This window comes from Rhodanobacter ginsengisoli, from assembly GCF_042657065.1.
Lineage (GTDB): Bacteria > Pseudomonadota > Gammaproteobacteria > Xanthomonadales > Rhodanobacteraceae > Rhodanobacter > Rhodanobacter ginsengisoli.
Genome location: NZ_JBHSNF010000004.1, coordinates 269,153 through 282,460, shown reverse-complemented (window position 1 = coordinate 282,460; position 13,308 = coordinate 269,153). Strand labels below are relative to the sequence as shown.

Genomic DNA, 13,308 nt, shown 5'->3' with positions numbered 1-13,308 from the left:
CGCATGCGCTTGAAGCCACTTTGCCTGACCCTGCTGCTCTGCCTCGGTACGAGCGGCGCCGTGCAGGCCGCCCCGCCCGCTCCGACGGGTCCGGTCGCGGACTCGCCGGCCATCGAGCACCGCGTCGATATGATGCTCGCGAAACTGAGCCTGACGCAGAAGGTCGAGCTGATCGGGGGCGAGGACAACATGTTCATCCGCGCCGAGCCGGCGATCGGACTGCCCCGTCTCCAGATGTCGGATGGCCCGTTCGGTGTGCGCTCGGTGGGTCCGTCGACGGCCTACATGGCCGGCGTGGGGTTGGCCGCCTCGTGGGACCCGGCGCTGGCGCAGCGGGTGGGCGAGGCGATGGGGCGCGATGCGCGCGCCCGCGGGGTGAACTTCTTCCTCGGCCCGGGCGCGAACATCCATCGCGCACCGCAGAACGGCCGCAACATGGAGTACTACAGCGAGGATCCGTTCCTCGCCGGCAGCATGGCGGTCGGCTTCATCGACGGCATCCAGAGCCAGGGCGTGGTGGCCACGATCAAGCATTTCGTGGCGAACAATTCCGAATACGACCGCCGCCACCTCGACACCCGCATCGACGAACGCACCCTGCACGAGATCTATCTGCCGGCGTTCGAGATGGCGGTGAAGCAGGCGCACGTCGGCGCGGTGATGAGCAGCTACAACCTGGTCAATGGCGACTATCTCAGCGAGAACCATGCGATCAGCGAGGACATCCTGAAGCAGGACTGGGGCTTCGACGGCATCTTCATGTCCGACTGGGGCGCCGCCCACGACGGCATCAAGTCGTTCGACGCCGGGCTCGACCTGGAGATGCCCTCGGCCGAGGCGATGTCGCCGCAACGGCTGTTGCCGCTGCTGAAGGACGGCAAGCTGTCGCGTGCCGTACTCGACGACAAGGTGCGCCGGATCCTGCGCACCGCGCTGCGCTTCGGTTTTCTCGACCGCCCGCAGAAGGAGTTGTCGCAACCGCTGTTCAGCCTCGTCAGCGACGCGGTGGCGCTGCAGTCCGCGCGCGAGGGGCTGGTGCTGCTGAAGAACGCGCATCACGCGCTGCCGCTCGATGCCTCGAAAATCAGGACCATTGCGGTGATCGGTCCGAATGCCTTCCCCGCGATCAGCAGCGCCGGCGGCAGTTCGCACGTCGATACGTTCGAGGCGCAGAGCGTGCTCAGCGGGATCACCCATCAGCTCGGCGACAAGGTGCGCGTGCTGTACAGCCGCGGGTTGCCCTCGCCGGACGAGGTCTTCAAGCAGTCGAGCTTCGTCAGCCCGGACGGCGGCAAGGGCCTGCAGCGGCAGACGTTCGCCAACGCCGATTTCCGGGGCAAGCCCGGCGCGACCGCGACGGACGAGCACGTCGACCAGTGGAAGCCGGAGCTGTGGACCACCCCGGCCACCGAGCGCCAGAGCATTCGCTGGAGCGGCAGCTTCGTGCCCACCCACAGCGGCAGGTATCTGTTTCTCACCGCGGCGGCCAGCCTGGATTCCTACCGCTTGTTGGTAGATGGCAAGCCGGTGATCAGCCAGCCGCAGCGCGAAGGCCAGGCGCCGCTGTACGCCACGCTCGATCTGACGGCCGGCAAGCCAGTGACGATCCGTCTCGACTACCGGCCCGACGTGAGTTACAGCCGCATGGGCCTGGGCGTGATCGCGCTGGACGATTTGATCTCGCCGGACGCGCGCAAGATGGCGGCGATGGCGGACGCGGCGGTGGTCGCGGTCGGTTTCGATCCCACTTCCGAGAGCGAGGCGTTCGATCGCACGTTCCAGTTGCCGTGGGGCCAGGACGCCCTGATCGAGGCGGTGGCCGCGGTGAACAAGAAGACCATCGTGACCGTGAACTCCGGCGACGCGTATGCCACCGACGGCTGGCTGGACAAGGTGCCGGCCTTGCTGCAGAGCTGGTATCCGGGCCAGGAAGGCGGTCGCGCGATCGCCGAGGTGCTGTTCGGTGCGCATACGCCGGAAGGCAAGTTGCCGATCAGCTTCGGTCGCGAGTGGAAGGACAATCCCACCCATGATTTCTACGATGCACCGGCGCATCCCGCCGGCACGAATCCCGGGGTGACATACGGCGAGGGCGTGTTCCTCGGGTATCGCTGGTATGCGACGTATCCGGACAAGCCGCAGCCGCTGTTCGCATTCGGCTACGGACTCTCGTACACGAGCTTCGCGTTCGGCAAGCTCAGCGTGTCGCCGGCATCGGCGAAGGTCGGCGATACGGTCACCGTCTCGTTCGACGTCACCAACACCGGTTTGCGCGATGGCGCCGAGGTGGCCCAGGTCTACGTGGGCGATCCGTCGGCGAAGCTGGCGCGGCCCGCACGCGAGCTGAAGGCATTCCGCAAGGTGCAGTTGAAACCGGGACAGACCACCCACGTCAGCCTGACTCTGGACCGACGTTCGTTTGCCTACTACGACGTCGGCAAGCATGGCTGGCAGGTCGATCCGGGTCGTTTCACCGTTTACGTCGGCGACGCCTCCAACCACACACCGCTGTCAGCCAGCCTGACCCTGGGAGACTGAATCATGCATCGCCTTTCCATCCCCATGCTGGCCGCTGCGCTGACCGTCGCGTTGATCTCGGGCTGCAGCAGCCATGCCGATCCGACAGGCGCCCAGGCGCCGGCCAATGCCGCCACACCGCAGGCCACATTCCAGAAAATCGCCGACGGGGTGATAGTCGGTGTCGGCGGCGCCGCGAAGCAGGTGCGCCTGCAGGTGGTCAGCGACAAGATCATCCACGTGACCGCGATCCCGGCTGGGTCGTTCGATCTGCCGAAGAGCCTGATGGCGGTGAAGACCGGTGGCGACCCGCACTTCACTGCCAGCAGCGAGACCGGCCACGTACGCCTGAAGACGGCCGAGCTGACCGCCGATGTGGCGACCGCGACCGGCGCCGTCACCTTTTTCGGCAAGGACGGCAAGCTGATTCTCGCCGAGCAGCCGAAGGGGCGCAGCTTCACCCCGGAAACCGTGCAGGGCCAGTCGTTCTACGCCGTGCGCCAGCAGTTTGCCTCGCCCGACGACGAGGCGTTCTACGGCCTGGGCCAGCACCAGAAGGGCACGATGAACTACAAGGGCAAGGACGTCGAGCTGGCCCAGCACAACATGGACATCGGCATTCCGTTCGTGGTCTCCAGCCGCAACTACGGCCTGCTGTGGGACAACAACTCGATCACCCGCTTCGGCGATCCGCGTCCGTACCAGATGCTCGACCAGCAGCTGAAGCTGTTCGACGCCGACGGCAAGCCCGGCGGCTTCACCGCGAACTACTACGTCGACGGCAAGCTCAAGCTCAGCCGCGACGAATCCGCGGTCAATTACGAGTACATCAAGGATCTCAAGCGCTGGCCCGCCGAGCTCATCGACGCCAAGGGCATCACCGGCGGTCCGGGTCAGACGGTGGAATGGAAGGGCGAAGTGGCATCCGACGTCGCCGGCCTGCACAAGTTCCGGTTGTATGCGAGCGGCTATTTCAAGCTGTATGTCGACGGCAAGCTGGTGCTGGATGACTGGCGCCAGAACTGGAACCCGTGGTACCGCAACTTCTTCGTGCAGATGAAACCCGGCGAGAAGCATGCGATCCGCATCGACTGGACACCGCAGTCGGGCTACATCGCGCTCGATCACCAGGACCCGCTGCCCGCTGCCGAGCAGAACGAACTGTCGCTGTCCTCCGAACTGGGCCATGCGGTCGACTACTACTTCATCGACGGCAACAACCTGGACGATGTGATCGCCGGCTATCGCGACGTCACCGGCAAGTCGGTGATGCTGCCGCGCTGGGCCTACGGTTTCTGGCAGAGCCGCGACCACTATGAAACGCAGGCGCAGTTGCTCGGCGTGCTGAAGCGCTACCGCGAGCTCAAGCTGCCGCTGGACAACATCGTGCAGGACTGGCGCTACTGGAAGGACGACGCCTGGGGTTCGCACCGGTTCGACGAGTCGCGCTACCCCGATCCGAAAGCGATGATCGACCAGGTGCATGCCGAGCACGCGAACCTGATGATCTCGGTGTGGCCGAAGTTCTATCCGACCACGAAGAATTACCAGGAGCTCGACGCGAAGGGCGCGATGTACCGGCGCAATGTCGAGCTCGGCACCAGGGACTGGGTCGGCCCGGGCTACCTCAACTCCTTCTACGATCCGTATTCGGCCGAGGGACGCCAGATCTACTGGCGGCAGATCCGCGAGAACCTGGGCGACCTCGGCATCGACGCGTGGTGGATGGACGCCACCGAGCCGGACATCACCTCCAACACCAGCATCGCCGAGCGCAAGCTGCTGATGGGACCGACCGCGCAAGGGCCGGGTGCGGCGTTCTTCAATTCCTATTCGCTGATGACGACCAGCGCGGTCTACCAGGGCAGCCGTGACAGCTACCCGGACAAGCGCGTGTTCATCCTCACCCGCTCCATGTTCGCCGGCGAGCAGCGCAACGCGGCGGCGGGCTGGAGCGGCGACGTGGTGGCGCGCTGGAGCAACCTGCGCGACCAGATCTCGGCGGGCATCAACTTCTCGCTGTCGGGCGTGCCGAACTGGACCACCGACATCGGCGGCTATGCGCTGGAGGCACGTTACGAGAAGCCCGACGCGAAGAACCTGCAGGAATGGCGCGAGCTCAACCTGCGCTGGTTCCAGTTCGGCAGCTTCATGCCGCTGTTCCGCTCGCACGGGCAGGGCGTGTACCGCGAGATCTTCAACCTCGCGCCGGTCGGCTCCGAGGTCTACGACGCGCTGGCCTGGTACGACCGGCTGCGCTATCGCCTGATGCCGTACATCTACACGCTGGCCGGCGACACCTACTTTCGCGATGGCACGATCATGCGCGGGCTGGTGATGGACTTCCCGCACGACATCAAGGTGCGCGACATCAACGACGAGTACATGTTCGGACCGGCCTTCCTGGTCGCGCCGGTCACCGCATACCAGGCGCGCAGCCGCGAGGTCTACCTGCCGGCCGGCAGCGCCTGGCACGACTTCTACACCGGCAAGCGCTACGACGGTGGCGTCACGATCGAGGCCGATGCACCGCTGGCGCGGATGCCGCTGTTCGTGCGCGCCGGCGCGATCGTGCCGACCGGCCCGGCGATCCAGTACACCCACGAGAAGCCCGACGCGCCGATCACCCTGACCATCTACACCGGCGCCGACGGCTCGTTCTCGCTGTACCAGGATCAGGGCACCACCTACGACTACGAGCACGGGGCGTACTCGCGCATACCCCTCAGCTACGACGAGGCCAGCGGCACGCTGCACATCGGCCCGCGCGAGGGCAGCTATCCCGGCATGCCGGCGCAACGTCACTTCAACATCCGCTGGATCTCCGGCCCCACGCCCACGGCAGTGGATTTCGATGCGCCGGCGACCCAGGACGTCGACTACCGCGGCGCGGCGATCAGCGTCCACAGGAAGCCGCCAGCGCAATGAACGTCTGCTTGCCGCGAGCGGAATTGATCGGCCTGGACTGGGGCACGACCAGCCTGCGCGCCTATCTGCTGGATGAGAGCGGTCGGGTGCTGGAGCTGCGCAGCCGCGACTGGGGGATCCGCCAGCTGCCGGCCGGCGGCTTCGATGCGGCGCTGGACGACGTGCTGGCCGGTTGGCCGGCGTGTCCGGTGCTGGCCTCGGGCATGGTCGGCAGCCGGGGCGGCTGGCGCGAAGTGCCGTATGTCGACCTGCCCGCCCATCTCGCCGCGGTGGCCGGCGCCTTGAGCTTCGTGGACAGCGCCGCCGGGCGACGCGTGCATCTGGTGCCGGGGCTGCGCAACACCGTGACCGCCGACGTGATGCGCGGGGAGGAGACCGAGATCTTCGGCGCGCTGGCGCTGCAGCCGGTGCTGGCGGCGAGCTCGGCGCTGCTGCTGCCGGGGACCCACAGCAAGTGGGTGACGGTGCGCGACGGTTGCGTGGTGGATTTCGCCACGGCGATGACCGGCGAGCTGTACGCCGCGTTGCGCCATCACACGATCCTGGCCGCGGGCCTGCCCGGGGAAGATCCGCCGTCCGATCAGGACGCGTTCCGGCGCGGGGTTCAGGCCGCGCGCGACAGCGGTGCGGCCGGCGCGCTGAGCCGGCTGTTTTCCGCCCGTGCGCTGGTGCTGGCGGGGACCCTCGAAGCGCTGGCGGTACCGGACTATCTGTCCGGCCTGCTGATCGGCGAGGAGCTGCGCAGTGCCCTGGCCGCCGGTCGCATCGACCGCGCCACGCCGTTGCAGCTGATCGGCAACGCCGCGCTGTGCCGACGTTACGCGGCCGCCGCGAGCTGTTTCGAACTGGGCATGGCGCTGCCGCCGCAGGCCGCCGCCGCGCGGGGCCTGTGGCAGATCGGGCGCGCCGCCGGCCTGACTTCGTTGTCGCCCCACCACGCCGCCGGAGCCCGTCCATGATCGCGCCCTGGCTGCGGCCGCTGCCGCTGATCGCGATCCTGCGCGGGCTGACTCCGGCCGAAGCGCCGGCCATCGGCGAGGCGATCGCAGCGGAAGGTTTCCGCGTGCTGGAAGTGCCGCTCAATTCGCCGCAAGCGCTGCTCGGCATCCGCCGCCTGGTCGATGCGCTGGGCAGCGACTGCCTGATCGGCGCCGGCACCGTGATGACGCCGGGCCAGGTCGATGAGGTGGCGGCCGCCGGCGGTCGCCTGATCGTGATGCCCCACGCCGACACCGCGGTGATACGCGCGGCGAAGGCCGCCGGCCTGCTCTGCGTGCCGGGGGTCGCCACGCCGACCGAGGCGTTTGCCGCCATCGCTGCGGGCGCGGACGCGCTGAAGCTGTTTCCCGCCGAGCAGGCCTCGCCGAACGTGCTCAAGGCCTGGCGCGCGGTGCTGCCGCCGGAGCTGCCGGTGCTGCCGGTGGGCGGCATTTCGCCGGACACGATGGGGCCGTGGGTCGCCGCCGGCGCCAGCGGCTTCGGCCTCGGCTCGGCGTTGTACGCGCCCGGCCGCGACGCCGTCGAGGTCGGTCGTCGGGCGCAGGCGTTCGTGCGGACGTGGGCGTCACTGCCGCACGGCGCCACGCCATGAAGATCACCCGCCTGACCACCTTCGCCGTTCCGCCGCGCTGGCTGTTCCTGCGCATCGACACCGATGCCGGCATCAGCGGCTGGGGCGAGCCGGTGCTCGAGGGCCGCGCACACACGGTGGCGGCCGCGGTCGACGAGCTGTCGGACTACCTGATCGGCAAGGACCCGCGCCACGTCGAGGATCACTGGAACGTGATGTATCGCGGCGGCTTCTACCGCGGCGGGCCGGTCCTGATGAGCGCGATCGCCGGCATCGACCAGGCGCTGTGGGACATCAAGGGCAAGGATCTCGACGTCCCGGTGCATGCGCTGCTGGGCGGACCGGTGCGCGATCGCATCCGGGTCTATTCGTGGATCGGCGGCGACCGCCCGGCGGACACGGCGCGTGCCGCCAGCGAGGCGGTGGCGCGCGGCTTCACCGCGGTCAAGATGAATGCCACCGAGGAGCTGCAATACGTCGACAGCCACGCCAAGGTCGAGCGGATGCTGGCCAACGTGCAGGCGGTGCGCGAGGCGGTCGGCCCGGACATCGGCCTGGGCCTGGATTTCCACGGCCGCGTGCACAAGCCGATGGCCAAGGTGCTGATGCGCGAGCTGGCGCCGTACAAGCTGATGTTCATCGAGGAGCCGGTGCTGTCCGATCACCTCGAGGCGCTGCCCGAGCTGGCCGCGATCTCGCCCGCGCCGATCGCGCTGGGCGAACGGCTGTATTCGCGCTACGACTTCAAGCGGGTGCTGCAGATGGGCGGGGTCGACATCATCCAGCCCGATCCCTCGCATGCCGGCGGAATCACCGAGACGCGCAAGATCGCGGCGATGGCCGAGGCTTACGACGTGGCGCTGGCGCTGCATTGCCCGCTCGGGCCGATCGCGCTGGCGGCGAACCTGCAGCTGGACGCGGTGTGCCACAACGCGTTCATCCAGGAACAGAGCCTGGGCATCCACTACAACGCCGACAACGACCTGCTCGACTACCTCGACGATCGCAGCGTGTTCGCCTACGAGCAGGGCTTCGTGCGCATCCCCGACGGCCCGGGCCTGGGCATCGCGGTCAACCAGGATTACGTCGACGAGCGCGCCGCTGTCGGTCACCGCTGGCGCAATCCGTTGTGGCGCCATGACGACGGCAGCGTGGCGGAGTGGTGAGCGCGATGACGATGCAGGCCACCGCGTACGCCCGCTATCCCAGCCTGGCCGATCGCACGGTGCTGGTCACCGGTGGTGCCAGCGGGATCGGGGCCGGCTTCGTCGAGCACTTCGCGCGACAGGGCGCGCGGGTGGCGTTTCTCGATGTCGACGCTGACGCGGCGCAGGCATTGCTCGAGGGTCTTGCCGACGTCGTTCACCGCCCGCTGTTCGTCGCCTGCGACCTGACCGATCTCGAGGCGCTGGGCCAGGCGGTCGCGCGGGTGCGGGCCGCGATCGGGCCGATCGCGGTGCTGCTCAGCAATGCCGCCAATGACCTGCGCCACGAGTTTGCGCAGACCACGCCGGCCGACTTCGACGCCAACGTGGCGGTCAACCTGCGCCATCACTATTTCGCGATCCAGGCCGTGCGCGAGGACATGCAGGCGCTCGGTGGCGGTTCGGTGATCTGCCTGGGTTCCATCAGCTGGATGATCAAGAACGGCGGCTACCCGATGTACACGATGGCCAAGGCTGCCATTCACGGCCTGGTTGCCGGGCTGGCGCGCGAGCTGGGGCGGCAGTACATCCGCATCAACTGCCTGGTGCCCGGCTGGGTGATTACCGAGAAACAACGGCGTCTGTGGCTGGATGCCGAAGGCGAGGCCGAGATCGCTCGCTCGCAATGCCTGCCCGGCCACGTGATGGCCGACGATCTGGCACGCGCCGCGCTGTTCCTGGCGGCCGACGACAGCCGCATGATCACCGCCAGGGATTTCATCGTCGACGGGGGCTGGGTGTGAGCGGCGCGATGCTGCAGGCCCGGCCCGTGCTCGCGGCGGGCAATCAGCTGGGCGAGGGCGTGCTGTGGTGTCCCCGGGAACAGGCGCTGTACTGGACCGATATCCACGCGGCCACGCTGTGGCGGTATACACCGCACGACGGCGGCACCCGCCAGTGGCCCCTGCCCGAACGGCTGGCCTCCTTCGCGCTGTGCGAAACCAACGGCTGGCTGCTGCTGGGGCTGGCGTCACGCCTGGCGTTCTTCCATCCGGAACGCGGCGAACTGCAACCGATCGTCGCGGTGGAGGCCGATCTGCCGACCCGGCTCAACGACGGCGTCTGCGATCGCCAGGGCCGTTTCGTGTTCGGCACCCTGCACGAACCGCCGGACGGTGAATCGCGGCTGCCGATCGGTGGCTTCTACCGGCTCAATGCGGACCTCGTGCTGGAGCGGCTGCCGCTGCCTGCGGTGGCGATCAGCAACAGCCTCGCCTTCAGTCCCGACAGCGCGACCCTGTACTTCTGCGACTCGCCCACGCGACGGATCCATTGCTGCGATTACCGCGCCGACGGCAGCCTGGGGCCCGCGCGCACGTTCGTGGATCTGGCCGGCATCGAGGGCGAGCCCGACGGCTCGACGGTCGATGCCGACGGCGGCCTGTGGAACGCGCAGTGGGGCATGTCGCGCGTGGTCCGCTATCGCCGCGATGGCAGCGAAGACAGCATCGTGCACCTGCCTACCCGGCAACCCACCCGCGCGGCGTTCGGCGGCCCGGCGCTGGACACGCTCTACATCACCAGTGCCCGCGATGGCCTGTCCGCCGACGGCCTGCGCGCGGAGCCGCTGGCCGGCGCGCTGTTCGCGGTCGACGTCGGTGTATGCGGCGTCGGTGAAGCGCGGTTTGCCGGCGCTCCCGGGCGCGTGCCGCAAACCCCGTCGGCGCCGTCGCCGTGATCGCCGTCGCGCCTCCATCCCATGCAACGACCGCCCACCCGTGCGGACGGTCGTCCTGCCGAGCCGATGCCGAATCCGGAGAGATCCAATGAACGCCATTGCCGAAACGCCGATCGCCGTGCAGCAGAAGACGACGATCGTGTTCACCTGTGGGCTGGCCGCGCTGGCCGGGTTGATGTTCGGCCTGGACATCGGCGTGATTTCCGGCGCCACCCAGTTCATCCAGAGGGAATTCCAGATCTCCGATCACATGATCGAATGGATCGTCAGCTCGATGATGCTGGGCGCCGCCATCGGTGCGCTCGGCGCGGGCTGGATGTCCGCCGCGCTGGGCCGCAAGCGCTCGCTGATCCTCGGCGGGGTGCTGTTCGTGCTGGGCTCGCTGCTGAGCGGCTTGGCCTGGTCGCCGGAGACGCTGGTCGCGGCGCGACTGGTGCTGGGCCTGGCGATCGGCATCGCCACGTTCACCGCGCCGCTGTACCTGGCCGAGGTTGCGCCGGAATACATCCGCGGCGCGATGATCTCGCTGTACCAGCTGATGATCACGATCGGCATCCTGGTCGCGTTCCTGTCCGATACCGCATTCAGCTACAGCGGCAACTGGCGCTGGATGCTCGGCATCATCGCGATCCCCGGCATGCTGTTCCTGCTCGGGCTGTTCGTGCTGCCGGACAGCCCGCGCTGGCTGATGATGCGCGGTCGCCGGCAGGAGGCTGCCGACGTGCTGCAGCGGTTGCGCGGCGACAGCGACCAGGTGGCGCGCGAGGTGGCCGACATCGAGGAGCAGCTGCGGACGCCGCAGAAGGGCTGGCACCTGTTCCGGGAGAACCGCAATTTTCGCCGCTCGGTCGGGCTGGGCATCCTGCTGCAGGTGATGCAGCAATTCACCGGCATGAACGTGGTGATGTACTACGCCCCGCGGATATTCCAGGACATGGGCTACGCCACCAGCGCGCAGATGTGGTTCACCGCGGTGGTCGGCCTGACCAACGTGCTGGCGACCTTCATCGCGATCGGCCTGGTCGATCGCTGGGGCCGCAAGCCGATCCTGTACACCGGCTTCGGTGCGATGGCGACGGGCCTGGGCGTGGTCGGCGCAATGATGCATCTGGGTATCGCCACGCACGCCGAGCAGGTGTTCACGGTCGTCATGCTGCTGACCTTCATCGTGGGCTTCGCGATGTCCGCCGGCCCGTTGATCTGGACGCTTTGCTCGGAAGTGCAGCCGCTCAAGGGCCGCGATTTCGGCATCGGCTGCTCGACCTTCACCAACTGGGTCGCCAACATGATCGTCGGCGCCACCTTCCTGACCCTGCTCAACGGCATCGGCAACGCCGCCACGTTCTGGCTGTATGCCGCACTCAACCTGGTGTTCCTGCTGATCACCTTCGCGCTGATCCCGGAAACCCGCAACGTCACCCTGGAACAGATCGAGCGCAACCTGATGGCGGGCAAGCCACTGCGCGAGATCGGTCGTTAGGTAACGGACATGCCCGGCACGACGACGATGCGCCGGTGCGCCCTGGTGGTGCGTTGCGGTACAGCGTCGCCGACCAGGGGGCACTGTGGATTATTTCCGCAGCGCACGCTGTCTTCGCGAATCGAAGGAGGTCAATCATGAAGCGATCGCTGATTTTCTGTGGTGTGTTGCTCGCCGCGATCCTGGTGCCCGGGCATGCCGCACAGGCGCCGTCGTCGACGGCACCTACTGCCGCCACACTGTCGCCGGAAGCCGCCGATTTGGCGTGGCAGCAAGCCACGGCGAAATTCGAACCGGCGCGGAACGCCCTGTTGGCCAGGGTGGCCGTGGGCATGAACCACGGACCTTTTCGCCCCGACTGGACGTCGCTGATGCGCTACCGCTCACCTGCCTGGTACGACAGCGCGAAGTTCGGCATTTTCATCCACTGGGGCGTGTACTCGGTGCCGGCGTTCGGCAGCGAGTGGTATTCGCGCCTCATGTATCAGCAGGGCAGCGCTGAATACAAGCATCACATTTCCACCTATGGCCCGCAGTCGAAGTTCGGCTACAAGGACTTCATCCCGATGTTCAAGGCCGAGCGTTTTGATCCGAACGTGTGGGCAAAATTGTTCAAGGCGGCCGGCGCCCGCTACGTGGTGCCGGTGGCCGAGCATCACGACGGTTTCGCGATGTACGACTCGCAGCTGTCGGACTGGACGGCGGTCAAGATGGGACCGCACAAGGACATCATCGGGCTGCTCGCCGAGGCAGTGCGCGCGCAGGGGCTGCGCTTCGGCGTATCGTCGCACCGCGCCGAGCACGACTGGTTCTTCGGCGGCGGGCGGCAGTTCGCGTCAGACGTCAACGACCCGCGCTATGCCGGTCTCTATGGGCCCGCCGAGCAGCGGGTATTGCCCAGCGGCCGCGACGATGATCTGGCCGGCGACTGGACCTGCGTCTCGCAGGCGTTTCTGGACGACTGGCTGGCACGCACTGCCGAGCTGATGGATCGATATCATCCGGATCTGGTCTACTTCGACTGGTGGATAGGTCAGCCGGCCTTTCGCAACACGCTGCCGAAGATGCTGGCGTACTACTACAACGAGGGCGCGACACGCGCTGGCGTGGTGGTGAACTACAAGCTCGGCGACTTCCCCACGGGTTCCGGCGTGCTCGACATCGAGCGCGGTCAGCTCGCTGGAATCCAGGCGCGGCATTGGCAGACCGACACCTCGCTCAGCGACAAGTCGTGGGGTTACGTGAAGGGCGACACGTACAAGACGCCGACCGCCATCATCCACCTGCTGTCCGATGTGGTCAGCAAGAACGGCAACCTGATGCTCAACATCGGCCCGCGTTCGGACGGCACCATTCCGAAAGCCGAGAGTGCCGTGCTGCTCGCCGTCGGCCAATGGCTGAAACTCAACGGCACGGCGATCTACGACACCACGCCGTGGCGGGTGTTTGGCGAGGGGCCGACCGCGGTGGCGACCGGCTCATTCCAGGACACCAAGACCAGGCCCTACACCGCCGATGATTTTCGTTTCACCACGCGTCCGGGCGTGCTCTACGCGATCGAACTGGGCTGGCCCGCGAGGGGTGAGGCGGTGATCCATTCGATCAAGCCTTCCGATCACGTCGGCGGGGTGGCTTTGCTGGCCGACGGCAAGGCCGTCGAGGCGAGCCAGCAGGCCGACGGCCTGCATGTGCGCCTGCCCGAACGGCCGGCCGGCGCCGCGGCTTATGTGTTGCGGATCGTCATGCCCGGCCTTCACTCCAACCGCACGGGTCAGCCATGAAACGATTCCGCTCGCCGACAGGTTCCCGGGGAGTTTCGGGAAGCCGGCTGGACCACATGGCGCCACAAGACGTGTTCGACCATTCCATCAAACGCGTTGCGCCTCACCATCGAGTCCGCCATCCCCCGATGCCGATTCGTCGTGACTGG

The 13,308-nt window shown here is 67.5% G+C and carries 9 protein-coding genes; all 9 read left to right on the top strand.

The genetic code is table 11. The annotated features are described in order from the left end of the window. The first annotated feature begins 3 nt into the window (after nt 1-3). The 9 genes from ACFPPA_RS17305 (at nt 4) to ACFPPA_RS17265 (ending at nt 13,159) form a co-directional block, all read left to right on the top strand. On the top strand, nt 4-2,538 hold the full coding sequence (locus ACFPPA_RS17305) for a glycoside hydrolase family 3 C-terminal domain-containing protein (protein WP_377322168.1): 2,535 nt from the start codon (nt 4-6) through the stop codon (nt 2,536-2,538). A gap of 3 nt (nt 2,539-2,541) precedes the next feature. Further along, the gene (locus ACFPPA_RS17300) at nt 2,542-5,445 is read left to right on the top strand and encodes a TIM-barrel domain-containing protein (RefSeq protein ID WP_377322166.1); all 2,904 of its coding nucleotides are present in this window, start codon (nt 2,542-2,544) and stop codon (nt 5,443-5,445) included. Next, a complete protein-coding gene (locus ACFPPA_RS17295) occupies nt 5,442-6,404 on the top strand; it encodes a 2-dehydro-3-deoxygalactonokinase (protein ID WP_377322165.1) in 963 nt (320 codons plus the stop codon). The genes ACFPPA_RS17300 and ACFPPA_RS17295 overlap by 4 nt, the downstream gene beginning before the upstream one ends. Next, nucleotides 6,401-7,036, top strand: coding sequence for a 2-dehydro-3-deoxy-6-phosphogalactonate aldolase (locus ACFPPA_RS17290; RefSeq protein ID WP_377322163.1), 636 nt, complete (start codon nt 6,401-6,403; stop codon nt 7,034-7,036). The genes ACFPPA_RS17295 and ACFPPA_RS17290 overlap by 4 nt, the downstream gene beginning before the upstream one ends. After that, the gene (gene dgoD / locus ACFPPA_RS17285) at nt 7,033-8,181 is read left to right on the top strand and encodes a galactonate dehydratase (protein ID WP_377322161.1); all 1,149 of its coding nucleotides are present in this window, start codon (nt 7,033-7,035) and stop codon (nt 8,179-8,181) included. The genes ACFPPA_RS17290 and dgoD overlap by 4 nt, the downstream gene beginning before the upstream one ends. A 5-nt stretch (nt 8,182-8,186) precedes the next feature. Continuing rightward, nucleotides 8,187-8,963 carry an SDR family NAD(P)-dependent oxidoreductase gene (locus ACFPPA_RS17280; protein ID WP_377322160.1) on the top strand — a complete coding sequence of 259 codons (777 nt, stop codon included), beginning with the start codon at nt 8,187-8,189 and terminating at the stop codon, nt 8,961-8,963. 8 nt (nt 8,964-8,971) lie between these two features. Then, complete coding sequence (locus tag ACFPPA_RS17275; protein WP_377322158.1) at nt 8,972-9,898, top strand: SMP-30/gluconolactonase/LRE family protein; 927 nt, start codon at nt 8,972-8,974, stop codon at nt 9,896-9,898. Between the two features lie 88 nt (nt 9,899-9,986). After that, on the top strand, nt 9,987-11,378 hold the full coding sequence (locus ACFPPA_RS17270) for a sugar porter family MFS transporter (protein ID WP_377322157.1): 1,392 nt from the start codon (nt 9,987-9,989) through the stop codon (nt 11,376-11,378). 137 nt (nt 11,379-11,515) lie between these two features. Next, nucleotides 11,516-13,159, top strand: a complete 1,644-nt coding sequence (locus ACFPPA_RS17265) for an alpha-L-fucosidase (protein WP_377322155.1) — start codon at nt 11,516-11,518, stop codon at nt 13,157-13,159. Nucleotides 13,160-13,308 lie beyond the last annotated feature (149 nt).

What these genes read in the sequence shown, in the direction of transcription:
- dgoD (WP_377322161.1), top strand. Translation starts at nt 7,033, where the DNA reads ATGAAGATCACCCGCCTGACCACCTTCGCCGTTCCGCCGCGCTGGCTG.
- ACFPPA_RS17275 (WP_377322158.1), top strand. Translation starts at nt 8,972, where the DNA reads ATGCTGCAGGCCCGGCCCGTGCTCGCGGCGGGCAATCAGCTGGGCGAG.
- ACFPPA_RS17305 (WP_377322168.1), top strand. Translation starts at nt 4, where the DNA reads ATGCGCTTGAAGCCACTTTGCCTGACCCTGCTGCTCTGCCTCGGTACG.
- ACFPPA_RS17300 (WP_377322166.1), top strand. Translation starts at nt 2,542, where the DNA reads ATGCATCGCCTTTCCATCCCCATGCTGGCCGCTGCGCTGACCGTCGCG.
- ACFPPA_RS17280 (WP_377322160.1), top strand. Translation starts at nt 8,187, where the DNA reads ATGACGATGCAGGCCACCGCGTACGCCCGCTATCCCAGCCTGGCCGAT.
- ACFPPA_RS17295 (WP_377322165.1), top strand. Translation starts at nt 5,442, where the DNA reads ATGAACGTCTGCTTGCCGCGAGCGGAATTGATCGGCCTGGACTGGGGC.
- ACFPPA_RS17290 (WP_377322163.1), top strand. Translation starts at nt 6,401, where the DNA reads ATGATCGCGCCCTGGCTGCGGCCGCTGCCGCTGATCGCGATCCTGCGC.
- ACFPPA_RS17265 (WP_377322155.1), top strand. Translation starts at nt 11,516, where the DNA reads ATGAAGCGATCGCTGATTTTCTGTGGTGTGTTGCTCGCCGCGATCCTG.
- ACFPPA_RS17270 (WP_377322157.1), top strand. Translation starts at nt 9,987, where the DNA reads ATGAACGCCATTGCCGAAACGCCGATCGCCGTGCAGCAGAAGACGACG.